Below are 25,783 nucleotides of genomic sequence, written 5' to 3' on the forward strand. Positions count from 1 at the left end.
ATGAAGACGCCCCGGAGCCAGCAGGCCCCGGGGCGTTTTTCATTCAGCCCTGCTGACTCCGGCCTCCTTCTTCAACGAAGGCCGGAGCGCTTCCGCATCATCAGCCGATGATGCCTTCGCAGGCGCAGTAGCTCTGGTTGCAGACCGCGTTCGGACCGCAGCCGCCGCAGTCCGACTTACAGGCACAGGCGCACGTGTTGGGGTCCGCCTGGTACCGGTCACCGCAGTTCAGCGCGGCCGTGTCACACACGCAGCCGCACGCGTCCTGGCTGAACGTGAAGCCCGGCGCGCAGGTGGCCGTCTGGGCACACGAGCACGAGCAGGTGTCCGTGTTGCACGTCTCGTAGGTGCCGCACGTGCCGCCGCAGTCCGGCGCGCAGGTGAAGGCGCACACCGCGGGGTCCGTGTTGCACACCTGGCCCGGGTCACCGCCGCCGCCGCAGTCCGCCGGGCACTCGCACTGGTCCGTGGTGCGGTTGCACGTCAGCTTGCCTTCGCAGAAGTCCGGGTCGTTCGGGTCGTGGTACGGGTCCGCCGCGCACGGCGCGGGGATGCCGTTCGGGTTCGTCGTGCGGTCCGTCCAGTAGCGGTAGGACAGCGCCGCCTGGGTGGTCCCCGCGTTCTGCGGGCGGCACCCGCCGTAGAAGGACACCGCGCGGCTGATGCCGTCCACGTCGAAGCCGTGAGTGCGGCTGCGTGGCAGGTCTCCCGGCGTGGGGCACTGCGACGCGTTCGCCACCGCGTCCATGGCCACCTTCAGCGAGGCGCCGATGGGCGGCTTCTGCGTCCGGTAACCCACCGACGCGATGACGCTGTCGATGATGGCGTTGATGGTGGTGGTGATGGCGTTCGAGTCCCGGATGCTGCCGTACACGCCGCCGGTGGCCTGGATGATGTCCAGGTGCCGCGGGTTCCGGGGGTCTTCCTGGGTCTGGCACCAGGTGCTGGTGTCGTTGGTGGCGTTCTCATGCGGGCAGAGGATGCCGTGCACGTCGATGGGCTGATTCAGCGGGTTGCGGTTCGTCCCCGGCTCGTTGCCCGTGCCCAGGAAGTACTGGCTGTACGTATCGATGGTGCCGTTGGACTGGTCCCGCGTGTCCGTCAGGATGACGACCACGACCTTGGCGCCCGCGCGGAAGCGCGTCTCCGCCGTGCCACCGGACGAGGCCAACAGGTTGATGACGGCGCGAGCGGCCTCCAGCGGACGCTCCGTGCCGTTTCCGCTCTGCCCCACCCAGCACTGCGAGTTGGACGAACAGGTGGTGGGCTGGGTCCCCGCGGGGATGGTGACGGTGGTGCACTGGCCGTTGCCGCCGCAGGTGCTGTTCTGCGTCAGCCACGCCCGGAACTGGTTGATGTTCGGCGTGAAGCCACGCAGCAGCCCCGAGTTCGAACCACTGCCATAGGTATAGGTGGTGCTCACCATCGCCAGCCGATAATCCAGCGTCGCGTTGGCCAGCTTGTCCGCCACGGCCGTGGCCGCGTTGGCCAGCGACTGCTGCGACGAGGCCATGGAGCCGCTGTCGTCCACCACGAAGATGAAGTCCACCACCGCCTGCCGCACGGTGAACTTCTCGCACTGCACCGCGTCCGCGTCACCGAACTGCGCCAGCGCCGAGCCACCCGCCGTGTCCGCCGTCGTGAAGAGGCTGCCCGCCTCGTTGTAACGAGACGTCGGGGTGATGGCCAGCACCACCACCACGCTCTGGTCGGAGCGGTGCACGTACTGCGCCTGCATGGTGAAGGGCCCGGTGATGCCGGCCGTTCCCGTCAGCTCTCCCGTGCTTCCGGGCACCAGCGAGCGGGTCAGGGTGTTGGTGAACGTCTTCAGGTCCGCGCCGCCCGACATGGCGTAACGCGCCGACAGCGCGGCGTAGCCGTCCCAGGTATTGAAGGTCTGCTGGAAGTCACGCGTGGCGGAGTTGAACGACGCGGAGCGGATGCCCGCCTCGTCGTTCGTGGGGTTGGACGACGAGCCCACGCGGCCGCGCTTGTACGCAATCAGCGTCACCTGCTTGGTGGCGTCCCAGCCGATGATGCCCACCGCGTTGTTGCCATCGCGGATGGTGCGCAGGTTGGCGTCCGTGAAGGTGGAGGGCAGCGCCAGCCGCAGGTCCGCGCCGTTCTCTTCCTTGAAGGTGACGGTGCGCAGGTTGGACGTGCGGCAGGCCTGGCCCGCCGGCGTGTTGGCCGCGCCGTCGGCAGAGTCGTTCGGGTTCAGCTCGCCCGCGTCCACGCGCCCGTTCTGGTTGGCGTCCTCCGCGCCGTCCTGGATGCCGTCACCGTCGCTGTCGGGGTTCGTCGGGGACGTGGTGGTGGTCGGGTCCGCGTCGCCCACGTAGCCACAGTTCTGACGCGGCGCCTGCGCCGTCGTCACACCCAGCTCCAGGCCGTCCAGCAGGCCGTCACCGTCCGTGTCGGGGTTGGTCGGGTCCGTCTCGCCCGGGTCCACGCGGCCGTTACCGTTGGTGTCCTCACCGCGGAAGCCATTGCGGCCCGGGCCGTCCTGGAGACCGTCGCAGTCGGTGTCCGCCAGGCGGGGGTCCGTCTCACCGGCGTCCACGCGGCCGTTGCGGTTCTTGTCCTCGACACCGTCCGGGATGCCGTCGCCGTCCGTGTCGGCGTTGTTCGGGTCCGTGCCCGTCGCAACCTCCACCGAGTCCGGGATGCCGTCGAAGTCGGCGTCCGGAATCGACGCGGCGCAGTCCGCCACGCGCGGGTCCGTCTCGTTGCCGTCCACGATGCCGTTGCGGTTGACGTCCTCGTCACCGTCGCTGCAGGTGTCGCCGTCCGAATCCGGGGCGAGCGGGTTGGTGCCGGTGCGCGACTCCAGGCCGTCATCCAGGCCGTCGCCATCCGTGTCGCGCTTGCGCGGGTCCGTCTCACCGGGGCTCACCACGCCGTTGCGGTTGGCGTCCTCCGCACCGTCCGACAGGCCGTCACCATCCGAGTCGATGGCGTTCGGGTCCGTCTCGCCCGGGTCCCTCCGGCCGTTGCGGTTGAGGTCCTCCAGGCCATCCGGGATGCCGTCGCCGTCCGTGTCCGCCAACACCGGCGAGGTGCGCGTGGTCGTGTCCTGGTCACCGGGGAAGTTGCAGCGGGGGTCGGGGCTCGAGGTGCGGCCCACCTCCACGCCGTCGCGGATGCCGTCGCCATCCGTGTCGCGCAGGCCGGGGTTCGTCTTCGCGCCGCCGGGATAGATGGTCGCGAACTCCTCCGCGTCCGTCAGGCCGTCACAGTCGGAGTCCTTCGTCGAGTTGTCAGGGTCATCGATATCCGTGGGCACCAAACCCGGGTCTGGGTCCGGATCCGGAATCACGCCCGCGTCTTCTTCAATTGGGCCGGCATCCGTACCGCCGTCCCCGTTGCCGCCGGGGCCAGCATCGGTGTCCGGTTGTGGATTGGGGTCAGGGTCTTTCCCACCGCCGCAGCCAGTCAGCAACGACGCTGCCAGCAACGCGCAGGTGAAATACCGCATCAGGGAGTTGCGCATCGTCTTTGACTCCAATGACTCCGACTCCAAGTGGGGGGTGAGTCGAAGCAGACTTCCATAATAGAGAACAACGCGGGAGTTTCCGAGTACCTGTTCCCCTGGGGCAACTCTGAGTCGGGGTCTGGATGATCCCAGTCCAGTGACGTGGCTGGATTGCGCCCAGGCTGTTGGTAAACGGGGTTCGCGGGTTGAGAGGGGTCGGCTATCGTCGCGCCCGTGCCCGTCTTCGGTCTTGCGGCATTGTGGAATGGCTCGGCTCCCCCGGAGCGCGTGGCAGCCTGGGTGGAAGGGATTGGCGAGGTGCTCACCTCCGCGCAGTCACTCCAACTCGTGGTGGCCCTGCGCCCCGAGGAAGCAGGCATTGAATTGAAGGTGGAGGCGCCAGGCTATCCACGCTCCGCCGTGGAGCGGCTCGCGGAGGACGCGAAGCGCAGCGGCGGCACGTTCGTGGAGCTGTGGCGTCTGCCCAAGGCGGAGCGAGATGCTTTTCGCGCGGCGGCCTTCGGGGGCGGCACCACCTTCCGGGGAGACGAATGCTCCGCCGCGGCGCGGGTGCTTCAGCAGCACCTGACCACGCTGCCCGTCAGCAGCGTGCGTCCCGCGGGGCCCACCGTGGGTGGCGCCGCGGCCTCCGTGCCTCAACCGAGCCCGAAGCCCGTGGAGGCGCCCGCTCCCTCTCCCAGCAGCCCACATCACCAGGTGCTCGTCCGCCCGCCGGAGGGGCCTCAGCGTCGCGGTCGCCGCTTCGCCGTGAAGCTGGAAATGGAGTTCCGGACCGAGTTGGACTTCGTGCGTGAGCACGCCCTCAACATCTCCAACGGCGGCCTCTTCGTGCGCACCGCGCACCGGCCCCTGCCCGACAGCGTCGTCACCGTGGACGTGAAGCTGCCCAACGGCGAACGCCTGCAGGGCGACGCGGTGGTGGTCCACGTGGTGGACGACCCGTACACGGGCGGCGTGGGCCTGGCGTTCCTCAATGACGACGCCACCTTCTCCCAGACGCTGGACGACTACCTGGCGAGCCTCGCGGGTGGCGTGGGCTGAACGTGATGGAGAACGTGCGGGAAATCTGGCCTCGCGACCATGGCCGCTTCCAGCTGCTGTCCCGGCTGGGACGCGGCGGCATGGCGGAGGTGTTTCTCGCGCGGATGCAGCAGGGCCCACATGCCGGAGCGCAGGTGGCCCTCAAGCGCGTGCGTCCCGAGCGCCTGAGAGACGCGGAGGCCCACGAGCAGCTCCTGCACGAAGCCGAGCTCGCTCGCTGCCTGCGCCACCCGTACATCGTCGGCTTCGTGGAGTACGGCGAGCTGCCGGACGGTGGCTACCTGGCGCTGGAGCTGGTGGAAGGCCCCGACCTGGGCCGCGTGCTGGCGCGGTGCCGCCGCCGCCGCATCGAGCTGCCCATCGACATCTCCGTGCTCATCGTCCGGCAGGTGCTGGAGGCCCTGTCGCACGCGCACCATGCCGTCAGCACCACGGGCCGCCCCCTGGGCGTGGTGCACTGCGACGTGTCCCCGCACAACGTGCTGCTGTCCCGCACCGGTGAGGTGAAGCTGGCGGACTTCGGCGTGGCGCGCTCCCGCGCGGGCGCGGTGCAGGACATCCGGCGGCTGGGCAAGCAGCACTACCGCTCCCCGGAACTGCTCGCGGGCGACGTGTCCGTGGCGGTGGACCTGTGGGCGACGGCGGTGCTGCTCTACGAACTGCTGGCGCTGGAGTCGCCCTTCCCTTCCGGCCCGGAGGAGCAGGTGGAGTCCTCCATCCGCGGCGGCCGGGTGACTCCCGTGCGCATGCGTGTGCCCGGCGTCCCCGACGCGCTGGCGCTGGTGCTGGACCGCGCGCTGGCGCCCGTCCCTTCGCAGCGCTTCGGCTCCGCGGAGCAGTTCGCCCGGGCCCTGGCGCCGCTGAGCGATGACCGCGTGGCCACGCCCCTGGCCGTGGCCGCGGTGGTGCGCGGGCTGATGGAGACCTGAGCCCGCGAGGTGCCGCTACGCCACCTCCTGCTGTCCCATGGAAGGAGGCACCATGCCCGGGTCGCCCTCCACCACCAGCCGGCTGCGCCCGCCGCCCTGCTTCACCACGCGCACCTGCACGCCGATGCGCTCCGCCATGCCGCTGACGTGCGAGATGATGCCCACCTGCCGGCCCGTGGCCTGGAGCGCGTCCAGCGTGGCCAGGGCCACCTCCAGCGTCTCCGGGTCCAGCGTGCCGAAGCCCTCGTCGATGAAGAGCGTCTCCACTTGCGTCGTCTCCGACGAAAGGGACGCCAGCCCCAACGCGAGCGCCAGGGACACCAGGAAACTCTCACCGCCGGACAGGCTGGCCACGCTGCGGACCTCGTCGCCCATGTCCCCGTCCACGATTTGGAGGTCCAGGTCGTGTCCGGGAACGCGCATCAGCCGGTAGCGCCGCGCGAGCTCCCGCAAGTGCGCGTTGGCGTGCAGCAGCAAGGCGTCCAGCGTGAGGCTCTGGGCGAAGACCTTGAAGCGCTTGCCGTCGTGCGAGCCGATGAGGTCGCCCAGCACCTTCCACACCTCCGCCGCGCGGCGGCCCTCCTCCAGGGCCGCGGCCTCGGCGCCATGCCGCGCCCGCGCCGTGTCGTCGGCCACCAGGCGCGCGTGCAGCGCGGCCTCGGCATGACGACGGGCCTCGACCTCCGCGCGCAGCCGCTCGCATTCGGCGCCCGCGTCCTGCTCGGAGAGTGACGGAGGACCGGAGTCCTCGTGCCGCGCGCGACGCTCGCTTCGCTCCGCCAGCACGGCGGTCGCCTGGGCGAGCGCCTCGCGCAGGGCCGACAGTGCGCGAGCCTCTGCTTCGCGCCAGGCCGCGTCGAATGCCAGCAGCGTCCGCACGGCCTCCAGCGTGGTCCCATGCGCGGCGAGCAGCGTTGTCAGCGCGGCGCCTTCCGACTCACGCAGGGCCAGCGCCTCCGTCCTGGCGCGCACGGCATCCTCGGCACGCGCGGTGGCGACCTGCGCCGCCTGACGCGCCGCTTCCGCGCGCTCACGTGCCTGCTCGAAGGCCGACTCCGTGGCCTCCAGCCGTGCCTGGAGCTCGGCGCGGACCTCCACCGTGGGACGGCCGTGCAACAGGGCCGCGCGTGCGCGGGTCAGCTCGCCGCGCTCCTGCTCCTTGCGCACGGCGAAGGCCTGATGCTCCTCGGCGTGGCGGGTGCTCACCTCCACCAGCCCCTGCGCCCGGGCGCGATGACGCTGCTCCTCGGCCTCGCGCTCCTCCGCCTTCAGCCGGGCCTCCTCCTTCCCCTTCCACATCACCACCCGCTCTCCACACTTGCGGCGGAAGGTGGCCGGGTCCTCCTCCAGCTTCCGGTCCCAGCCCACGTCCGCGGTGAAGACGGGTGACACCTCCGCGAGCACCTGCCGCAACGTCTGCTCCGCGGTCTCGAGCCGGACATGGACGTCCTTGAGCACCGACTCCGCGCGCGACAGCGCCTCCTCCGCCCGGCGCAGCGACTCCGCCGCCACCTCGCGCCGAGTACGCTGCGTCTCCAGCGCCGCGCGGGCCTCGCGCGCGGTGCGGGCCAGTGACTCGGCGGCCTGCTCGTCGGCCTTCAGCGCCGCAAGCCGCTCCGCGACCTCGGCACGCGCCGCGTCGAGCCACGCGCCCGCCTTGGGCGAACCCCCTGCGGCCGGTGGCGACGCATCAGCGCCTCCGGCTCGCGCCGACGACCGCGCAGCCTCGGCTCCCCCGTCCGCACTGGACCTTCGAGCGCTGCCATCGGACTCCGGCACGGAGGTGGTACGGGAGGACACTTCCGCGCCCTCTTCCCGGATGGACTCCAGCCACGCGGTGTGCCCCTTCCGCCAGGCGTCACCGTGCGCCTCCGCGCGGGCCTCCGCGGACTGCCTGCGCGCCTCCGCCTGTCCGGTGCGCGCATTCGCCGCCGCGCGCCGAGCGCTCGCCGCTACCTCCGCCTGGGTGGCCGCGGTCCGCTCCGTCTCCAGCGTCTCCACGCGCGAAGCTGCTTCCGCGACCAGCCCATCGAGCGCGGACACCTCGCGCGCGTAGGGGTGCTCTTCCGCGCCACACAACGGGCACGCCTCACCGTCCTTCAGCAAGGTACGGTGGGACGCATAGCCCTGCGTCGCCTGCGCCACAGACAGTGAACGCTGCGCCTCCTTGAGCGCGGCTTCCCCCTGCGTCCGCCGAGTCTCCGCCGCGCGCGCTTCCGCCGTCGCGGCCTCGACCTCCGCCTTCGCCGCCTTCACCTCCGTGCCCGCCTCGCGAGCCTCGGCCTCATCCGCGACGAGCCCCTCGTGAGCCGTCTTCAAGCCCCGCACGGCCTCCTGCCGCGCCAACAGGCGTTCACGCTGCGCCCGCCGTTGCGCGCCCGTCTCCGTCCCCACGGCCGCCTCGGCATGCGTCGCCGCGGCCAGGGCCATCTCCTCCGCACGGACCGCGGCATCCCGCTCCCCCCGCCGAAGGCCCACCGTCTCGCGCAGTCCCTCCACCTCACCGAGCAGCCGTCCGGACTCCTCACCCGCCTTGCGCCGCTCGCCCTGCGCCCCCTCGTAGCGTTCCAGCTCGCGATGCCAGCGCGGCCACTCGCTCGTGAGCGCGACCCAGTGCGCCTTCTCCGTCAGCCAGTGCCTCGCGGCCTCCCCCTTGTCCCGTGCCTCGGCCTCGCGCACGAGCACGGCATCCAGCTCCGCCTTCGCCTCCGACAGCGCCGCCTGGGACTTCTCCGCCCGCGCCCGCGCCTCCCCCGCCTCCCGGGAGACACCGTCCAGCCGCGCATCCAGTCGCGCCGCCTCCTCCAGCGCGGGACGCGTCGCCACCTCCCGCTCCTGCGCCGCGGCGCGCGCGGTCTCCGCCTCCAGTTGCCCCACCCGCCGCGCCGAGACCTCCGACAGCGCCGCCTCCACCTCCGACGCCCGCGCCACCTGCGCCGCCTCCGCCTCCGCCCACCGGCGCTCCGCGGCCTCCGCCGCCGCCACCGGCCCCCGGAAGGCCTCTGCCTCGCGGACCGCCTCCAGCCGTGCCGCGCGCGGCGCCGCCTCCTCCAGGGCCGTCGTGGCCGCCTTCGCCTTTGCCTCCGCCGCGAGCTCCGCCTCCCGCAGCCCCGCCCGCGCGACATGCCACGCCGCCGCGCCCTCCGCGTCCTTGAGCAGCGCCTCCACCGCCTGACGCGCCCGGGACTCCTCACCGAGCGCAGCCGCAGCCGCCGCGCGCTCCGCCTCTGGCATCAGGGCAATCGCCGCCAATCCCTGCGCCCGCTTCGCCAGCGACTCCTGCTCCGCCTTGTTCTTCTCGTGCGCGGCCATGGACAAGCGGCTGTACACCTCCGTGCCCGTCATCCGCTCCAGCAGCTCCGCGCGCTCGCTGGCATCCGCCTTGAGGAAGGCCGCGAACTCGCCCTGCGCCAGCAGCGCCGAGCGACGGAACTGGTCGAACGACAACCCCAGCCGCTCCTGGATGGCGGCCAGCACCTCGCCCTTGGTGCGGCCCGTGAGCTGCCCGGTGACCACGTCCATCAACTGCATTTCCTGGGGCCGGAAGCGCCCCTCGGCGCGGTTTCGCGCGCGCCACACGGACCAGCGCGCCCGGTAGCGCCGCCCGTCCTTGCCCAGGAAGTCCACCTCCGCATAGCCCTCGCCCGCGCCCCGGCGCAGCATGCCGCGCACGTCGTAGGCGGACAGTCGCGCGTCCTCGTCCTCGTCCGCGCGGCCCACCGGCGCGCCGCCGCGTCCCCCCAGCCGGGGCGTGCGGTCGAACAGCGCCAGACACAGGGCATCCAGCAACGTACTCTTGCCCGCGCCCGTGGCGCCGGTAATCGCGAACAAGCCCAGCCGGTCCAACGGCGGCTGGTCCAGCTCCAGCGCGAAGTCCCCCGCGAAGCTCGTCAGGTTGGAACCGCGAATCGCGAGCACCTTCACGGCGACTCCTCCTGCACGTCGGTCAGCAACGTATGAAAGGCCTCCAGCAGCGCCAGTGCGGGTGGCTCCTCGAAGTCACGGGCGTAACGCGCGCGGAAGACATCCTCGGGCGTGCGTTCCTTCAGGGAGAGGCCCGGCTGCACCTCCGCCAACGCGCCTCCCGTCCCGGTATAGGCGGGCGTCAGCTTCACCAGCCGCGCCGCCTTCCCCTCCAGCACCTTCTCCACCTTCTGCCGCAGCGCGGGCTCCGGCCGGGGCAACGACACGCACACCTCCAGGTAGGGCCGCCGCCACTCCAGCGTGTCCGCGTCGTGCGCCGGCAAGCCCTCCAGTTGCGTCAGCACCGCGTCCAAGGGAGCAGCGTCCCGCGAAGGCACGCGCACCATGTCCGTGGTCCGGGGCACGGGCAGGGATTGCACCTCGCGCAGCGCGTCGCCTTCCAGCTCCACCAGCAGCACCTGATGCCGGTAGCCCGCCTCCGACAGCGACAGGGGCAACGGCGAGCCGCTGTAACGCACCCCCTCGCGTCCGCCCACCCGCTGGGCCTTGTGCAGATGCCCCAGCGCCGCGTAGGCCACGTCGTCCGGGAACAGGTCCACGGGCAGCGCGTGCTGGTTGCCGCCGAGAATCTTCCGCTCGCTCAACGCGGACAGCTCCGTGCCCGTCATGTAGCAATGCCCCATGGCCACCAGCGCCTGTCCCGCCTGACGCCTGCGCCGCGCCGCGGCCAGCACCTCCGCGTACACCGAGCGCACACCCTCCACCAGCCGGTCTCCCATGTCCCCGGGCACGGGCGGCAGGTCCGCGGGACGCAGGTACGGCACCGCCGCCACCCACGCACCCACCCGTCCCTTCGCGTCGTGCAGCGGCACCAGCAGCCGCTCCTGGTCCATGGCGCCTCGGGCCCGCGGCAGTCCGCCCACCACGTGCACGCCCAGCGCCGCGAACAGCGGGTCCGGCGCGTCCAGCCGCGCCGCGGAGTCGTGGTTGCCGCCAATCACCACCACGTCCAGCCGGGGCATCCGCCGCCGCGCCTTCGCGACGAACTGGTACCAGGCCGCCTGCGCCTCCGCGCTGGGGTTCGCCGTGTCGAAGATGTCTCCGGCCACCAGCAGCGCATCCACGGACTGCGCTTCCAGGGTCTCCAGCAGCCAGTCCAGGAAGGCCGCGTGCTCCGCATCCCGCGAGACGTCGTACAGCGTGTGTCCCAGGTGCCAGTCCGACGTGTGCAGCAGGCGCATCAGGCGTCCACCCTCCCTCTTTCCCGTGGCGCTCTGGCCAGCGGGCAGCCTCCAACAGAGGGGCTGCTCGCTCCAAGCGGCGGGCGCCTGCTCCCTTACTCCCTCACTCTGACATGTGCGCAAGTTCCTGTAATTCCAGGCCGTTCTGGAGAAGACGCCCCGCCACGTCCCCTCTGGAGGCCCTCACGCACGGAGGGGGTTGGCCAAGACGCTCCGAGCAGAGATGCTCGCGGGAATGACCGGGCTACAAATTGGCATCTTCGCCGGCATCCTCGGGGCGGGCGTCGGCGTCTCGAGCATCGTTGGCTACTTCCGCTGGCGCCGCTGGAAGAAGCAAATCCAGGCCTGGCAGGACTTCGCGACCACCCGTGGCTGGTCCTTCATGCCGACGCCTGGCAGGTTCATGTACTCCGCGGGGACCTTGAAGATGGAGGGCAGCTACGCCGGGCGTCCGCTCACCCTGGAGACCGAGTACCGCCACCAGGAGAAGGCGTACCGCATCGCCACCATCATCCGGCACGAGCTCGGCGACGACTTTCCGCGCGAGGTGGTCATCCGCCCCGAGGGGCTGGGCGACAAGTTCCTCAAGCTGTTCGGCGTACAGGACGAGCAAATTGGCGATGCCGGCCTCGACGCCATGCTGGACCTGAAGAACGTCACCCCTCAGGCCCGCGCCATCCTCCTCAGCGCGGGCATGCGGCGCCCCCTGCTGAACCTGGCCCGCGCCTTCGAGAGCTTCTCCATCGAGAACGGCGTCCTGTCGGCGGAGGTGACAGACGAAGTCCCATGCACCCCCATCGAGTTGTACGGCTTCCTGACGCCCGTGCGTGAGCTGGCCGACGCCGTGCAGGGCACGCGCGGCCATACCCAGTGGCGGTCGGAGGGCACTGGACAGGAAGGCACCCAGTCCTGAGGCTGGAGACCCTGCTGACACGCTGCGGGTCCCGCGCGTGCGGCATCCGCGCATGATGCGTTGCCGCCACTTCGGGAACGTCACCCTCGGGGACGAGCGGCGCAAGGCCGTGAAGCTCGGCATGCCCGACAGCGACGAAGCGCTGGAGTCCATGGTGACTCCAGCGCTTCTGCTCAAAGATGCCCTGCGCGAGGTGAAACAGGGCGGCGGGCGCAAGAGCGGCCAGGCGCGCTCAACTGCGACGCGACCGTCGCCGCTGGAGCACGAGCCACGCAAGCGAGCCCCAGGCCAACGGCGCCAGCGGCATCGTGTTGCAGTTGCAGCCGCCCGGCTCGTTGGGAGGCGGAAGCTCGGTGCCCGCGTCGGTTCCGGCGTCCGTCCCCGCATCCAACAGCGGCGACTCACAGGGGGCATCGCCCATGCACACCGTCGCCTCGGCGGAGCCCTGCTGCCCCGTCGAGTCCACCACGACGAAGCGGACGCGGTGCCAGCCCGGCGTCAGGCCCGTGGTGTCCCAGCGGCTGGGCTCGCCGCCGTAGTAGTAGGGGCTTTCGGTCCGCTCGTCGGTGTAGCGCAGCACGTCGTCCACGTAGAACTCCGCGTGCGTGCAGCCCACATCGTCCTGGCAGTCGCCGTAGAACTCCGCCGTGGTGCCGGACACGTGCTCACCATCTTCGGGGCGCGTGAGGATGGCGGTGGGCGGCGCGTCCGGGCTCACCGTGATGGTGAAGTCCTGCACGGCGTCCGGCGCGGCGCCGTTGCTCACGCGCACGGAGACCTCCACCGTGCCCGTCTCGGTGGGCTCCCAGGTGATGACACCGGTGGCGGCATCGATGCTCATGCCCGGCACCGTGCTCACCAGCGCATACGTGGGCGCAGGCCGTGCCGTCGCCTGCACTTCATACCGGTACGGACTGCCCACCACGGCTCGGGTCACCGGCGCGGAGAGGATGGCGGGCGGCAGGAGAGTCGTGTCCTGCTCGAAGGCCTCCACCTCACGTGCGTCCACGCCCGGGGCGGACACGGTGATGATGGCCGTGCCGTCCTCGGCGTCCGCGTCCGGCGCGGCGGCCAGGGTGACGTCCTTGGGCGTGTTCCAGTCGGAGGTGGTGAAGGTCAGCGTCGCCCCGGACTGGACGGTGAGGTCCTCGTCCCCGCGGGTGCGCACCACGGTCACCGTGACGTTGCGCAGGGGCCGCTGTGAGAGCGACACGCCGAAGGTCGCCGTCCCGCCCTCCACGACCGTCACCTGCGACTCGGTCAGCACCAGGCGCGGCGAGTTGTTGTCGATGGTGGTGGCCACCACCGCCACCTCCTGCAGCCCGTCCGCCACCACCATGAAGGTAGCGACCTCCGGCGTCTCGTCCTCGTCCACCGCCGCGCTGAGCGTCACCACCTGGGGCACGTTCCAGTTGGATGCGGTGAAGGTGAGTGCCGCGCCGCTGACGATGCTCAGGTCCTCGGAGCCGCCCAGCGCGCGGGAGACCCGCACGGAGACATCGAAGGCCGGCGCTTCGGCCAGGCGCACGGTGAAGGCAGCGCGTCCGCCCTCCTCGACGCGCGGCTGCAGCCCGGACACCACCAGTTTCTGTCCCGGCGTCTCGGGCGTGATGCGCCGCAGGACGCCGCCCGACGCGCCGATGGTGTAGAGCGCGCCGTCCGGGCCCACCGACATGTCCACCTGCGAGGTGAAGCCGGTGGCCCATTCATCCACCGTAGCCACCGAGTTGTCCTCTTCCAGGGTGACTCGCGTCAACTGACCGGTGTTGAAGTCCCCGAAGAAGAAGTTGTCCTGGTACGCCTCGTCGAACAGGGTCGCGTCGTAGAAGGTGCCACCGGTGATGGAGCCACCGAGCTCCTGCGTCGTGGCCGTTCCCCCGCTGCTCGCCGCGTCCGGCAGTGAAGGCTGCGACACGGTGAAGGTCGTGGGGGAAGGAACGCTGGCCACCAGCAACAGGCCATTGAAGCTCGCATCCTCCACACCGCTGAGCGTGAGCCGCTCACCCTTGCGGAAGCCATGGTTCCCGGCGGTGGTGAAGGTGGCCACCCCGCTGCTGCGTACGGCGCCACCCGCGGAGAGGCCGCGGGTATCGGAACCGTTGGTTCTGTACTTGACGACGGGAGTGATGAAGTCGTTGGTGCTGGGTTGGTTGTTCTCGTAGTCGCTGTAGCCGGCATGGCTTCGGCGGGTGACGACGAAGACCTGCTCGTAGTCGGTGCCCACGCTGTTCACCCACAACCGGCCCGTGGTGGGCTGGAAGGTGAAGGTGAAGGGATTGCGGAAGCCGCGCGCCCAGATGTACTCGTTGTTGGGCCCCACGCCGTCGTTGAAGGGGTTGTCGCTGTCGGGCGTGCCATCCGGGTTCGCGCGGCTCACCTTGGCCGCCATCGACGTCAGGTCCGCATTCACGCCCGTGCCGTTGCCCAGGTCGCCAATGGCCCAGTACAGCTTTCCGTCCGGGCCGAAGCCAATGGCACCGCCGACATTGTTCGCGCCCCGCGTGGGCAGCCGACTGACGACGACGGTGCGCGCCCTGCCCGTCCCTTCCACATCCGTGTAGCGGACAATCTGCTGCTCCGACGCGGAGACGGTGACGAAGAAATAAACGTAGCGGTTGACCACGTAGTTCGGGTCGAAAGCGATACCGAGGAGGCCGCACTCGCTGCCGGTGTAGACGGAATCCTCCGTCGCGAACACCTGCGTCACCAGCGTGCTGTTCCCTGGCTGTGTTTCAGGCTGGCCGTCCTTCAGCGACACCACCCGGATTTCGCCCGTCTTGAGGGTGATGAACAAGCGGCCTGAACCGTCCGGCGCCCATGCCATCCCCGTGGCCTGCGTGAGGGTATTGGAGATGAAGGGCATCTCCACGAAGCCGGAGGGCACCGCGGCCCAGGCGGGCGAAGACAGCCCTAACAACCCAAGTAACATCAAAGTAGAGCGCATGTATGTTGAGGATAGCGCAATGTCCCCCTCAGCACGCATGAGACGTACGCGAGGACTCACCCATCCTGTATTGGATTGTGTCAGTGTTTCAGCCCCCCATTATTTGCACCAGGGTGGGCTTGACCGTGGCCAGGCGCGAGCGCGGGGGCACTCAGCCCGTCTTCGCCAACGTCTGCTCGAACAGCGCGCGAACCTGCGTGGCCAACGCCTGTGAGTCCGGACTGAAGGACTCGGGCGGCAGCGCGGGAAGCACGCGCACGCGGATGGAGGCGGTGGGACTCATCCAGGGGCCGTCTCCATCCAGCAGCCCTGGCGTGCCCTCCACCACCACGGGCACCACCGGCACATGCTCCTCCAGCGCGAGCTGGAAGGCGCCCCGCTTGAAGGGCAGCAACTGCCCGCCCTTGGAGTACGTCCCCTCCGGGAAGATGAGCACCGGCATGCCACGACGAAGCCAGCGCCGGCACGGATCCAGGAGCTGGTTCATGGCGGTGGACGAGCCCCGGACAATGGGCACGTAGGCCAGCAGCGTCATCATCCACCCCACCAGGGGCAGCGAGAACAGCGACGCCTTCGCCACGAACTTGTAGGGACGGAACAGGCCCATGACGGCGAGGATGTCCGCCGCGGACTGGTGGTTGACCACCATCACACAGGGCCCGGGCGGAATGAGCTCACGGCCTTCGATTCGCGTGCGCCAGCCTGGGGACGCGTGCAGCCACAGGCCATAGCACCAACGACAGACCAATGAGTGCAAGAGCCGCCGGTCCCGGTCGAACGGGTACGTGACGATGAGCAGCAGCGCGCCCAGGGTGAACAGCACCGGGGCGGTGAGCAGGAAGACGACCCAGAACCAGAGCGTGACGGCGTACTTCATGGCGAGGCCCCAGGCATACCACCTTCGGGCCCATCCCACGCTCCCCTCCTGACGGCCCCGCACTCCCACGGCCGCGCCCCTCCCATCCAGCCGACCGGCCTGGGGGCGTCATGGAGATTGGCCCCAAGGGCAATCCGCCGTTCCTTGTCCGTGGACCTGCCGCTGCCATAAAGACGGGAGCGCCCCCATGCGCCCCATCACCCCCGCGCTCCGAGCCGCCCGACTCGCCCACACATTCCTCCTCTTCAGCCAGCTGCGCACGGCGCGGTTGCTGCTGGAGCTGAACGGTCAGCAACCGCTCGAGGTCCAGCGCAGGCTGTTTGGCTATGACCTGACATTGAAGGCCCACCGCAGCACGACGCACATGCTGCTGTACCTGCAGGGCGACGACTTCCTGTCGGACCTCCCGCTCATCGCCCCCCATCTGCGGCCGGGCATGGTGGCCTTCGACGTGGGAGCCAACATCGGCTACCTGTCCATGTACCTGCGCAGCCGCATCGGCCCGCTGGGACAGCTCTTCAGCTTCGAGCCCGAGCCGGAGAACTACGCGGAGCTGGACGCCAACTTCCGGAACAACCACCTGCGCAACTGCCAGGCCATCCAGACGGCGGTGGGCTCGCAGGAAGGCGTCATCACCTTCGCCACGGGCCTCAACGGACACGTTCCCGTAGAGGGCGCGGAGGGAATCAGCGTCCCGGTTGTCACCGTGGACGGCTTCGTCCAGAAGCAGGGCCTGTCACACGTGGACTTCGTGAAGGTCGACGTGGAGGGCTTCGAGCTGGACGTGCTGGCTGGCATGCGGGCCACGCTCGAACGTCCGGACAAGCCCATCCTCTACATCAAGGTCCACGGACGGGGTGAGTATGCGCGAGCCGACCCTCGCCGCGTCTGCGAGGTGCTCGAAGGTCACTACAAGAACATCCGCGCCTACCTGCCCCCCGACGACTTCAAGGCGAAGCGGAGCCACCTGCGCCGGCTGTGGGGTCGGGTGTCGCCTTTCGATGACATTGAACAGGCGTGCCGTGTCGACCTGCGCGAAGTGAAGCAGCACGACACCCAACGGTACCAGTTGCTCTGCCTGCCTTGAAGGGCGCGGAGCAGGCACGCTCCGCAACGTCGGACCGGCGTCACTGCCCGCACTCTCCCTTGCCCGGTGGTTGCTCGGAAGGCGTAAGGTGCCTGCCGGACCGAACCCGGAGGGAGGCAGCGAATGGACGCGCATCAGGGCCTGCACATCGAGACCCATCCCCGAGAAGGAGACCCGCTGGTTCGCGCCCGGCGGCCCGACCCGTGCGCGCTGGTGTTGTTCGGCGCCACCGGAGACCTGGCCCAGCGCAAGCTGTTCCCGGCCCTCTTCGAGTTGGCGCGAGCCCACCTGCTGCCGAAGAACTTCGCCGTCGTCGCCTTCAGCCGCTCCGAAGGAGACAGCGAGGCCTTCCGCGAGCATGTGAAGGCGTCCCTGCTGAAGTTCGCCCGCACCCAGCCCCTGGACGAGGCCGTCTGGAACGACTTCGCCCCGCGCCTGGAGCTCATCTCCGGCGGCTATGACGACCCGAAGTCCTTCGTGCGCCTGCGCGAGGAGCTCGACCGGGTCGCCCAGAAGTTCGGCACCCAGGGCAACCAGTTCTATTACCTGGCCACTCCGGCCTCCACCTTCCCCCAAATCCTCCAGGGCCTGTCGGAGTCGGGGCTGCTGAAGCGCCAGGAACAGGCCGACCCGCGCCCGTGGCAGCGGCTCATCATCGAGAAGCCCTTCGGCCACGATTTGGAGAGCGCCCGCGCGCTCAACCGTGAGCTGGCGGCGGTGCTGGACGAGCGGCAGATATTCCGCATCGACCACTACCTGGGCAAGGAGACGGTCCAGAACATCCTCGTCTTCCGCTTCGCCAATGCCATCTTCGAGCCGCTGTGGAACCGGCAGCACATCGACCACGTGGAAATCACCGCGGCGGAGACGCTGGGGGTGGAGGGGCGCGGCGGCTTCTACGACGAGACGGGCGTCATCCGGGACATGGTGCAGAACCACCTGCTCCAGGTGCTCGCGCTGTGTGCAATGGAACCGCCCGTGTCCTTCGGCGCCGAGGACATCCGCGACGAAAAGACCAAGGTCTTCCGCGCGCTGCGCCCGCTGGAGGGCCGCGAGGTGTCCCGCGCGGTGGTGGCCGGCCAGTACGAGGGTTACCTCCAGGAGAAGGGCGTGAAGGCCGGCTCGCGCACGCCGACCTATGTCGCCATGAAGATGAACATCGACAACTGGCGCTGGGCGGGCGTGCCCTTCTATCTGCGCGCGGGCAAGAAGCTGAAGCGGCGCGTGACGGAGGTGTCCATCCACTTCAAATCGGTGCCCATCAGCCTCTTCTCCGGGGAAGGCGCCACCTGCCAGCGGCTGCAGCCCAACGTGCTCACGCTGCGCATCCAGCCCCAGGAAGGCATCGCGCTCTCCTTCGAATCCAAGGTGCCGGGCGAGGATGTCAACATCGCGGGCGTCACCATGGACTTCAACTATCAGGAGACCTTCCAGCGGCCGGTCCCCGAGGCCTACGAGCGCCTGCTGCTGGACTGCATGCGCGGCAACGCCACCCTCTACGCGCGGCAGGACAGCGTGGAGCAGGCGTGGACCTTCGTGACGCCCATCCTCCAAGCCCTGGAGTCCGGCGAGGGCGGACCGGCGCACGGCTACCCCGGTGGCAGCGCGGGCCCGGATGCCGCGGCCGCGCTGCTGGCCCGCGATGGCCGCCGGTGGACCGGCCTATGAGCGCCACGCGCACGCACGTCGTGCCCACCGAGTCCCTGCCCCGGGAAGCCGCGACGTGGATGGCGCGCGCGCTCCAGGACACGCTCGCCACCCAGCGTCGCGTCAGCCTGGCCCTGTCGGGCGGCAGCACGCCGGGGCCCGCGTACCGGGCGCTGGCGGCGCAGGTACTTCCCTGGGAGCGCGTGGACGTCTACTTCGTGGACGAGCGCTTCGTGCCGCCCGACCACGCGGACAGCAACTACCGGATGGTGGAGGACACACTGCTGCGTCCTCTTCGGCTGTCGCCGTCGCAGGTGTTCCGCATGGAGGGTGAGCGCGAGGACCGGGACGCCGCCGCGAAGGACTACGCGGCGAAGCTGCCTGCTTCCCTGGACGTGGTGCTGCTGGGCATGGGGGAGGACGGGCACACGGCCAGCCTCTTCCCCGGCCACCCCGCGCTGGAGGAATCCGAGCAGCGCGTCCTGGCGGTGGTGGGGCCCAAGCCGCCGCCCTGGCGGATGACGTTGACGCTGCCGGTATTGCGGTCCGCGCGGCACGTGCTGACCCTCGTATCGGGGGCGGGCAAGCAGGACACGGTGCGCCGGGCGCTGGCGGGGGACCTGAGCCTCCCCGCCGCCCGGGTGACGAATTCGGAGTGGATGCTGGACCCCGCCGCCGCCGGGCGGTGAGGGCTCCCAGTCGCGAACCTTCCAGGAGGAACCAACGATGAGTGAGTCAGCGGGCGCGCAGTTCGGCGTGGCGGGAATGGGCGTCATGGGGGCGAGCCTCGCCCTCAACATCGCGGACCACGGCTTCCGGGTGGCCGTGTGGGACAGGCATGCGGAGCGCATCGATGAGATGCACCGCAAACACGGACACCCCGAGGTCTGGGGCACCGAGTCGCTGGAGGCCTTCGTTCAGCGACTGGAGCGCCCGCGCAAGGTGCTGCTGATGGTGACGGCGGGCGCGGCGGTGGACTCCATGCTGGAGCGCCTGCTGCCGCTGATGGCGGAAGGCGACGTCATCATGGACGCCGGCAACTCGTGGTTCCTGGACACGCGCCGCCGCGAGGAGCAGTGCAAGGCCAAGGGCATCCACTTCCTGGGCGTCGGCGTGTCCGGCGGCGAGGAGGGCGCGCGCAACGGCCCCTCCATCATGCCGGGCGGTGCTCCCTCGGCGTACGAGCTGGTGCGTCCGGTATTCGAAGCCATCGCCGCGAATACGGACATGGGGCCGTGTGTCACCTACGTGGGGGCGGACGGTGCCGGGCACTTCGTGAAGATGGTGCACAACGGCATCGAGTACGCGGACATGCAGTTGCTCGCGGAAACGTACGACGTGCTGCGCCGCGGGCTCGGGCTGGACGCGGACGCGTTGGCGGACCTGCTGTCCCAGTGGGACCACGGCATCGCCGGCTCGTTCCTGCTGGAGACCACCATCAAGGTGCTGCGCCAGAAGGACCCGGAGACGGGCAAGCCGCTGGTGGACCTGGTGTTGGACAAGGCGGGCCAGAAGGGCACCGGCAAGTGGACGGTGCAGGTGGCGCTGGATTTGGGCGTCCCGATTCCCTCCATCGCCGCGTCACTGGACGCACGCATCCTGTCCTCCATGAAGGACGAACGCGTGGCCGCCGCGCCGAAGCTGAACGGCCCGGTGGGGCAGCTCAGCAAGGAGGAGCGAGCGCAACTGGCGGCGTGGACGCACGACGCGCTCTACGCGGCACGGGTGGTGACGTATGCGCAGGGCATGCGGCTCATCCAGGCGGCGTCCCAGGAGTATCAGTGGAACATCAGCCTGGCGGAGCTGGCGCGCATCTGGCGGGGGGGCTGCATCATCCGCGCGAAGCTGCTCACGCCGCTGCGTGAGGCCTTCCAGCAGCAGCCGACGCTGCCCAACCTGATGGTGTCCGACGCCTTCGCGCCGGTGCTGGAGCGCATGGCCCCCGCGTGGCGGCAGGTGGTGGGCGTGGCCACGCGCGTGGGCATCCCCGTGCCGGTGTTCAGCTCCTCGCTGGCGTACCTGGACAGCTACCGCACCGCGGAGCTGCCGCAGAACCTCACCCAGGCACAGCGTGACGCCTTCGGCGCGCACACGTATCAGCGCAAGGACAGACCGGAAGCGGGCTTCGTCCACACGGAGTGGGGCAAGTAGCACGGGGCCTGCTTGACCCGGGCGTTCACCCGAACGCCCGGGCCGCGAACACGGCAATTCCTGCTCATCGAATGCCCTGGCGCGCAGGACCTGAAAGCATTAGCGCACTGCACCTTTCACAGACATCGAGCATCAGGCATCTTTGAGGCTCTCTTTCCGGAGCCTCGACCATGACGCTGGATGCCGGAGCGAACCTGCTACATGCGGTACGTGAGTTGGCCCCTGCCCTCTCCGCTCGCAGTGGGGAGATTGAGCAGGCACGGCAGCTCCCCTTGGACCTCATCGCCACGCTGAAGGACATCGGCGTCTACCGGATGCTTGTCCCTCGCAGCCATGGCGGGCTGGAGCTGAATCTTGTCACCGGGCTGGACGTCCTCTCCGAGCTGGCCCGCGCGGACGCCTCCACCGCCTGGACGATGATGATAGCCACGGAGAGCCCCCAACTCTTCGCCCTCCTCCTCCGCGAGGAGTTCGATGCCGTCTACGCCGCCGGGCCCAATGCCACCGTGGGCGGCGCCTTCAATGCCCAGGGCAAGGCCGTGCAGGTGGACGGCGGCTACCGCGTCACCGGCCACTGGAACTTCGCCACCGGCTGCCGCCAGAGTGAATGGCTGTTCGGCAACTGTGTCGTCCTTGGCCCAGACGGCACGCCCCGCGCTGGCCCCGCCGAGGGCATGCCCGAGACGCGCGCCATGCTGCTCCCCGCCAGCGAGGTCCGCATCATCGAGCACTGGGACGTGCTCGGCCTGCGCGGCACCGGCAGCCACGACATCGCCATCGACGCCTTCGTCCCCCAGCAACGCACCTTCGACATCTTCACCGGCCAGCCCTCCGTGCCGGGCGCCAACTTCGTGGTGCCGGTGCTGCACTACGCCATGCACATCGGCGCGGTGGCGGTGGGCATCGCCCAGGGCGCGGTGGACGACCTGCTCACCCTGGCCCGCTCGGGCAAGCGCCGGCTGTATGCGCGCACCTCGCTCGTGGACTCCCCTGTGTTCCGCAACCGGCTGGGCCGCGCGGAGACGGGCGCCCGCGCCGCTCACGACGCCCTCCGCCGCATGGGCGAGGTGTTCTGGGACGCCTGCCAGCAGTCCCCGATGAAGGCCTTCGCCCTCGCGCCGCAGGTGTCCGCCACCCTGACGTGGGCCGTGGAGACAGCCGCCGAGGTCGTGACGGCCTGCTACCACGCGGGCGGCGCCACGTCCGTGCGCGATGGCGCATCACTCCAGCGCCGTTTCCGCGACATCCACACCCTCACCCAGCACGCGGCCGTGGCGGAGGGCTGGTTCACCCAGGAAGGCAGCGCGCTCCTGGGCTTCCCCGTCCTCTTCGAAGCCTGACGGCGCGCCCGCTACGTCCGCGTGGTGCGCAGCTCCGCGCGGCGAATCTTCCCGCTCACCGTCTTGGGCAGCTCGGTGACGAACTCGATTTCGCGCGGGTACTTGTAGGGCGCCGTCGTCCGCTTCACGTGCTCCTGCAACGCCTGCGCGAGCACCGGGGATGCCGTATGCCCCGGCGCCAGCACCACGAAGGCCTTCACCCGCTGGCCAATCTTCTCGTCCGGCACACCGATGACGGCCGACTCCGCCACTGCGTCGTGCTCCAGCAGCGCGGACTCCACCTCGAAGGGCCCCACGCGGTAGCCCGACGTCTTGATGACGTCATCCGCGCGTCCCACGAACCAGAAGTAGCCGTCCGCGTCGCGCACGGCCCGGTCTCCCGTCACGTACCAGTCACCACGCCGGCACGCCGCGTTGGCCGCGTCGTCCCCGAGATAGCCCTGGAACAACCCCACGGGCCGCTCGGGCGCCACGCGCACCGCGATGTCCCCCTCTTGCCCGTCCGCCACCTCCTGGCCCTGGTCGTCGATGACGCTCACCGTGAAGCCCGGGGACGGCTTGCCCATGGAACCCACGCGCGGCGCCATGGAGGGGAACATGCCCACAATCATCACCGTCTCCGTCTGCCCGTAGCCCTCATGGATGTGCAGCCCGGTGGCATCCTTCCACGTGTCGATGACTTCCGGATTGAGCGGCTCGCCCGCGCTCACCGTGTGCCGCAGCGAGGACAGGTCGAAGGCCTTCAAGTCCTGGAGCACCAGCGCCCGCCACGCGGTGGGCGGCGCGCAGAAGGTGGTGACCTTCTGCGTCTCCAGCACCTTCAGCAGCTTCGCGGGCTCGAAGCGGCCACGGAAGTCATAGACGACGTTGCACGCGCCCTGACTCCACGGGCCGAAGAGCTTGCCCCACGCGCACTTGGCCCAGCCGGTGTCGCTGAGCGTCAGGTGCCGGTCCTCCGGCGTCAGGTCCAGCCAGTAGCGGCCGGTAATCACGTGCCCCTGCCCGTAGCTGGCCTGCGTGTGCAGCACCATCTTCGGCATGCCCGTGGTGCCGGACGTGAAGTAGATGAGCAGCGGCGCATCCGCGCGCGTGGGCTCGAAGGCCGCGCCCGCGTTCGCCTCCGCGACGCCGGACACGTAGCGCCCCCACGGAGACGGCGCGCCCTCGCCCACCGACACCCAGGTGCGGACCTTGCCGGCCGTCCCCACCAGGCCGTCGAAGCGCTCCAGGCAGCTCACGTCCGCAATCACCGCCTGGGCCTCCGCCACCTCCAACCGGTAACGGATGTCCTTCGGCGTGAGCATGGGCGTGCCCGGCATGAAGACGATGCCCACGCGAATGCAGCCCAGCACCAGGAACCACCACTCCGGCACGCGCGGCATCATAATGAAGACCCGGTCCCCCCGGCGAAGCCCCTGCTCCGTCAGGAAGCGGGCCGCGTGCAGCGAGCGCCGCCGCAAGTCCTCCCACGTGAAGCGCCGCGCCTGCCCGGCTTCGTCGGACCACAGCAGGGCCAGCGCCTCCGGGCGCTCGGCGGCGTGCCGGTCGATGACGTCGGCCGCGAAGTTGAAGTGCTCGGGCCGCTCCCAGCGAAAGTCCCGGCGGGTGGCCTCGTAGTCCTTCATGTTCCGAGGGGGTGACAGGGGCATGGTGGCCGACTCCTGGGCGGAAGAAACCAACCGTCAGAGCCTGCCACGACACGCCAGGGACGTCCTTCACGAGTCCCGCGTTCGCCCGGTCCCGGACACGCGCCTGCACGAAGCCCACAAAAGCAAGAGGCCGGCCCTGTCACAGGCCGGCCTCCGCGTGACGTCATTCGAAGCGAGCGCTCAGTTGATTTCAGCGCACGGGAAGAGCGTGTTGTACGCACCACACGTGCGGAGCGTGGCCAGCAGCAGGTGCTCGGCGTTGGCGGCGCGGCCGGACGCCTCCTCGCTCCGGGCCCGCTCACGCTCGGCCAGCAGGTTGAGCCACGGGTCCCTGGAGCCATGGGCGTAGCGCTGCAGGGCCTTGAGCGACTCCGCATCCCGGGCGGCCTCGCCCGTGTGGAGCAGCGCGCCGACGTACAGGTCCGTCTCCTGGGAGACGCGCAGTCGCTCCAGCAGTCCGGGAACCAGCGCCCCCTCCTTCACCAGCTGCGCATAGTCCTCCGCCAGCGGAGCACGCACCTTGAAGTCGCGGGATGCCGCATCCCGGACGTAGTCCTGGAGCACCGTGCCTTCACCCAGCCGATCCAACGCCGAGGCGAGCGGCAACAGTGCGGCCACCGCGTCCACCGAAGTGGCCGTACGCACCGCTTCATAGAGGGCCGCACGCGTCACCGCGGGATGCTGCCGCACCAGGTACGCCGCATCCGCCGTCTTCTCGGTGAGCTGCGTCCACGTCTCCCGCACCTGGCGCTTCCACCTCGCGGCCTCTGCGTCACGCAGCGCACGCATCTCGTCCGCGCGCTTCTCCGCGGCCACCGTCCAGCCCGCCGCCTGGCCCGGCAGCGAGGCGACGTCGCGGAACGATGTCTCCGCCTGCTTCAGCAGGCCCAGTCCCCGCAGCGCCAGCCCCCGGTTCCACAGCGCCTGCGCATGCCGCGGCTCCTGGCGCAGCGCTCCGCCGAGCAGGTTCAGCGCTTCCTCCCACCGCTGACCGCTGAGGGCCACCACCGCGCGGTCATTGTCCCGGTCCGCCGAGGCCGGTGCCCGTGCCAGGAAGGACTCCGCCTGCTGCCAGTCCCCGCGCAGCGCATAGGCGGCGGCGATGCCTCGGAAGTCCTGCTGCTCCTCCAGCTCCGCCAGGGGCCGCAGCGGCAGCGGGTTCGCGGCGCCGGACGTGCCGCGCATCGGCTCGTAGGGCCGGAAGCGGTCCGCCATCGGGTGGCTGAGCCGCGCCTCCAAGGTCCGCACGTCCGCGCCCGCCAGCCACACGTCGGTGGGGGCCTCTGGCTGCGTCTGGAGACGGAACACACCCACCGCCGCCAAACCCGCCGCCAACGCCACCGGCACCACCGTGCGAGACATCCGCTGCATCCACGGCCGCAGCGGCGTCACCTTCGCGGGCGGCGGCTCGGCGACGCTGGCACTCCCCCCCAGGGCGCGGGAGGCCAGCAGCTCCAACTGAAGCAGCTCCCTCAGCCCCGCCTCGCATTCAGGGCAGCGCCCCAGGTGCTGGCGGAAGACCTCCGCGTCGGGAGCGGACAGCTCTCCGTCCACGAAGAGGTTCAGATTGGTGCATGGCGTCGTCATGAGCTCGTGGCCCCCTGCTCCCGGGCTACCGCCACCTGGGGCAGCAGCAGTTCCTTCAAATCCCTACGGGCCAGGGTGAGCCAACTGCCCACGGTGCCCACGGGAACATTGAAATGCTCGGCGATGGCGTTGTAGCGCTTGCCCTCCGCGTGCAGGCGGTAGGCGTCACGCAGGTGCGGCTTCAACCGCTCGATGGCCTTCTGGAAGGCGTCGGTGCTCACCAGCGCCCAGTTCTCCTGGGTCTCCTCCGGCGACACCGCCAAATCCTGGACCAGCGCCAGGTGTGGCATCCCCCGGGACTCCGTCCGCTGGCGGCGGCAGTAGTCCAGGAAGCGGTTCGTCATCGTCGTACACAGCCACGCAGCCGCCGCGGAGTCCGTCCGGTCCTTCAGATGCTCGAACTCCGGCATCGCCCGCTCGAAGGTCTCCTGGACGAGGTCGTCCGGCTCCAGGCTGGAGCGGGCACACAACCGGCGGGCCAGCCCCAGAAGGCTGGGCCGATGCTGACGGATGAACGCTTCGAAGCGCCTCCGGTCCCGGTTGAAGAGGTTGGACATGCAGCCCCACTCACATGCGCGCCTGCGCGTTACCCAGTCAAAGACGCGCAGCGGTCCAATCCTTGAGAAGAAAAAAAAGAAGGACCCGGACAGAAAAATGCCCGGGAGGGTGAAAAACCCTGCCCGGGCCTGGAGATCAGCGGACCTGGCTGGCGTTCGGATGCTCCGGCCCGACCAGGGGAGGAACCGCCGGCGACGGCAGCGGGAGCCGCTTGCGCGGGGCGACGCTGGCCGTGTCGCAGTTGACGTAGGTGTTCTTGACATGGGCTTCACCGGACTCGGAATCCAAGCTACCGGCCATAAGGGATTCGACGGGCGTCATGAGCGCTCGCACCTCGCGATTGGGGATGGTCTGAAAGCTAGACATGGATGATACGGCAACACGTACAGTCCTTATCAT

At 70.0% G+C, this 25,783-nt stretch carries 17 protein-coding genes; 8 read left to right on the plus strand and 9 right to left on the minus strand.

All coding sequences use genetic code 11. The annotated features are described in order from the left end of the window. Positions 1 to 100 precede the first annotated feature (100 nt). Entirely contained in the window at positions 101 to 3,493 is a 3,393-nt protein-coding gene (gene cglD / locus FMQ63_RS02430; RefSeq protein WP_011551083.1) for an adventurous gliding motility lipoprotein CglD, read from the minus strand. A 216-nt stretch (positions 3,494 to 3,709) separates the two neighbouring features. Here cglD and FMQ63_RS02435 point away from each other — a divergent pair, with 216 nt between their 5' ends. Both FMQ63_RS02435 and FMQ63_RS02440 read left to right on the plus strand, forming a co-directional pair. Continuing rightward, positions 3,710 to 4,537, plus strand: coding sequence for a TIGR02266 family protein (locus tag FMQ63_RS02435; RefSeq protein WP_011551082.1), 828 nt, complete (start codon positions 3,710 to 3,712; stop codon positions 4,535 to 4,537). A gap of 5 nt (positions 4,538 to 4,542) precedes the next feature. After that, positions 4,543 to 5,466: a serine/threonine-protein kinase gene (locus tag FMQ63_RS02440; protein ID WP_020478159.1), complete on the plus strand. Its 924-nt coding sequence runs from the start codon at positions 4,543 to 4,545 to the stop codon at positions 5,464 to 5,466. A gap of 15 nt (positions 5,467 to 5,481) precedes the next feature. Here the strand turns inward: FMQ63_RS02440 and FMQ63_RS02445 are convergent, their stop codons facing one another. Both FMQ63_RS02445 and FMQ63_RS02450 read right to left on the minus strand, forming a co-directional pair. Continuing rightward, positions 5,482 to 9,390 (minus strand): AAA family ATPase, encoded by a 3,909-nt coding sequence (locus FMQ63_RS02445; protein WP_011551080.1) that lies wholly within the window; start codon positions 9,388 to 9,390, stop codon positions 5,482 to 5,484. After that, a complete protein-coding gene (locus FMQ63_RS02450; RefSeq protein ID WP_011551079.1) occupies positions 9,387 to 10,631 on the minus strand; it encodes an exonuclease SbcCD subunit D C-terminal domain-containing protein in 1,245 nt (414 codons plus the stop codon). Before FMQ63_RS02450 ends, FMQ63_RS02445 begins: the two co-directional genes overlap by 4 nt. Before the next feature lie 235 nt (positions 10,632 to 10,866). Between FMQ63_RS02450 and FMQ63_RS02455 the strand changes: the two genes are divergently transcribed. Further along, on the plus strand, positions 10,867 to 11,544 hold the full coding sequence (locus FMQ63_RS02455) for a hypothetical protein (RefSeq protein ID WP_225909754.1): 678 nt from the start codon (positions 10,867 to 10,869) through the stop codon (positions 11,542 to 11,544). A gap of 232 nt (positions 11,545 to 11,776) precedes the next feature. Here the strand turns inward: FMQ63_RS02455 and FMQ63_RS02460 are convergent, their stop codons facing one another. Both FMQ63_RS02460 and FMQ63_RS02465 read right to left on the minus strand, forming a co-directional pair. Next, positions 11,777 to 14,488 (minus strand): PQQ-dependent sugar dehydrogenase, encoded by a 2,712-nt coding sequence (locus FMQ63_RS02460; protein WP_216608526.1) that lies wholly within the window; start codon positions 14,486 to 14,488, stop codon positions 11,777 to 11,779. Positions 14,489 to 14,639: 151 nt separating this feature from the next. After that, on the minus strand, positions 14,640 to 15,365 hold the full coding sequence (locus tag FMQ63_RS02465; protein WP_011551076.1) for a 1-acyl-sn-glycerol-3-phosphate acyltransferase: 726 nt from the start codon (positions 15,363 to 15,365) through the stop codon (positions 14,640 to 14,642). 187 nt (positions 15,366 to 15,552) lie between these two features. On the opposite strand from FMQ63_RS02465, the gene FMQ63_RS02470 reads away from it, so the two are divergent. From FMQ63_RS02470 to FMQ63_RS02490, 5 genes are all read left to right on the plus strand, one after another. Further along, entirely contained in the window at positions 15,553 to 16,452 is a 900-nt protein-coding gene (locus FMQ63_RS02470) for an FkbM family methyltransferase (protein ID WP_011551075.1), read from the plus strand. A gap of 123 nt (positions 16,453 to 16,575) precedes the next feature. After that, positions 16,576 to 18,120, plus strand: coding sequence for a glucose-6-phosphate dehydrogenase (zwf, locus tag FMQ63_RS02475; protein WP_011551074.1), 1,545 nt, complete (start codon positions 16,576 to 16,578; stop codon positions 18,118 to 18,120). Continuing rightward, complete coding sequence (pgl, locus tag FMQ63_RS02480) at positions 18,117 to 18,788, plus strand: 6-phosphogluconolactonase (protein WP_011551073.1); 672 nt, start codon at positions 18,117 to 18,119, stop codon at positions 18,786 to 18,788. The genes zwf and pgl overlap by 4 nt, the downstream gene beginning before the upstream one ends. A 37-nt stretch (positions 18,789 to 18,825) precedes the next feature. Continuing rightward, on the plus strand, positions 18,826 to 20,250 hold the full coding sequence (gene gndA, locus FMQ63_RS02485) for an NADP-dependent phosphogluconate dehydrogenase (protein ID WP_011551072.1): 1,425 nt from the start codon (positions 18,826 to 18,828) through the stop codon (positions 20,248 to 20,250). Positions 20,251 to 20,420: 170 nt separating this feature from the next. Continuing rightward, the gene (locus FMQ63_RS02490; protein ID WP_011551071.1) at positions 20,421 to 21,590 is read left to right on the plus strand and encodes an acyl-CoA dehydrogenase family protein; all 1,170 of its coding nucleotides are present in this window, start codon (positions 20,421 to 20,423) and stop codon (positions 21,588 to 21,590) included. An 11-nt stretch (positions 21,591 to 21,601) separates the two neighbouring features. Here FMQ63_RS02490 and FMQ63_RS02495 read toward each other — a convergent pair whose 3' ends face one another. From FMQ63_RS02495 to FMQ63_RS02510, 4 genes are all read right to left on the minus strand, one after another. Continuing rightward, complete coding sequence (locus FMQ63_RS02495; RefSeq protein WP_026113878.1) at positions 21,602 to 23,239, minus strand: acyl-CoA synthetase; 1,638 nt, start codon at positions 23,237 to 23,239, stop codon at positions 21,602 to 21,604. A 180-nt stretch (positions 23,240 to 23,419) separates the two neighbouring features. Next, a complete protein-coding gene (locus tag FMQ63_RS02500) occupies positions 23,420 to 24,826 on the minus strand; it encodes a zf-HC2 domain-containing protein (protein WP_011551069.1) in 1,407 nt (468 codons plus the stop codon). Beyond that, the gene (locus FMQ63_RS02505) at positions 24,823 to 25,383 is read right to left on the minus strand and encodes an RNA polymerase sigma factor (protein ID WP_020478156.1); all 561 of its coding nucleotides are present in this window, start codon (positions 25,381 to 25,383) and stop codon (positions 24,823 to 24,825) included. Before FMQ63_RS02505 ends, FMQ63_RS02500 begins: the two co-directional genes overlap by 4 nt. A 136-nt stretch (positions 25,384 to 25,519) precedes the next feature. Further along, on the minus strand, positions 25,520 to 25,750 hold the full coding sequence (locus FMQ63_RS02510) for a hypothetical protein (protein ID WP_141276539.1): 231 nt from the start codon (positions 25,748 to 25,750) through the stop codon (positions 25,520 to 25,522). Positions 25,751 to 25,783: the final 33 nt, after the last annotated feature.

It is taken from the genome of Myxococcus sp. CA005 (genome assembly GCF_006518205.1).
Classification (GTDB): domain Bacteria; phylum Myxococcota; class Myxococcia; order Myxococcales; family Myxococcaceae; genus Myxococcus; species Myxococcus xanthus.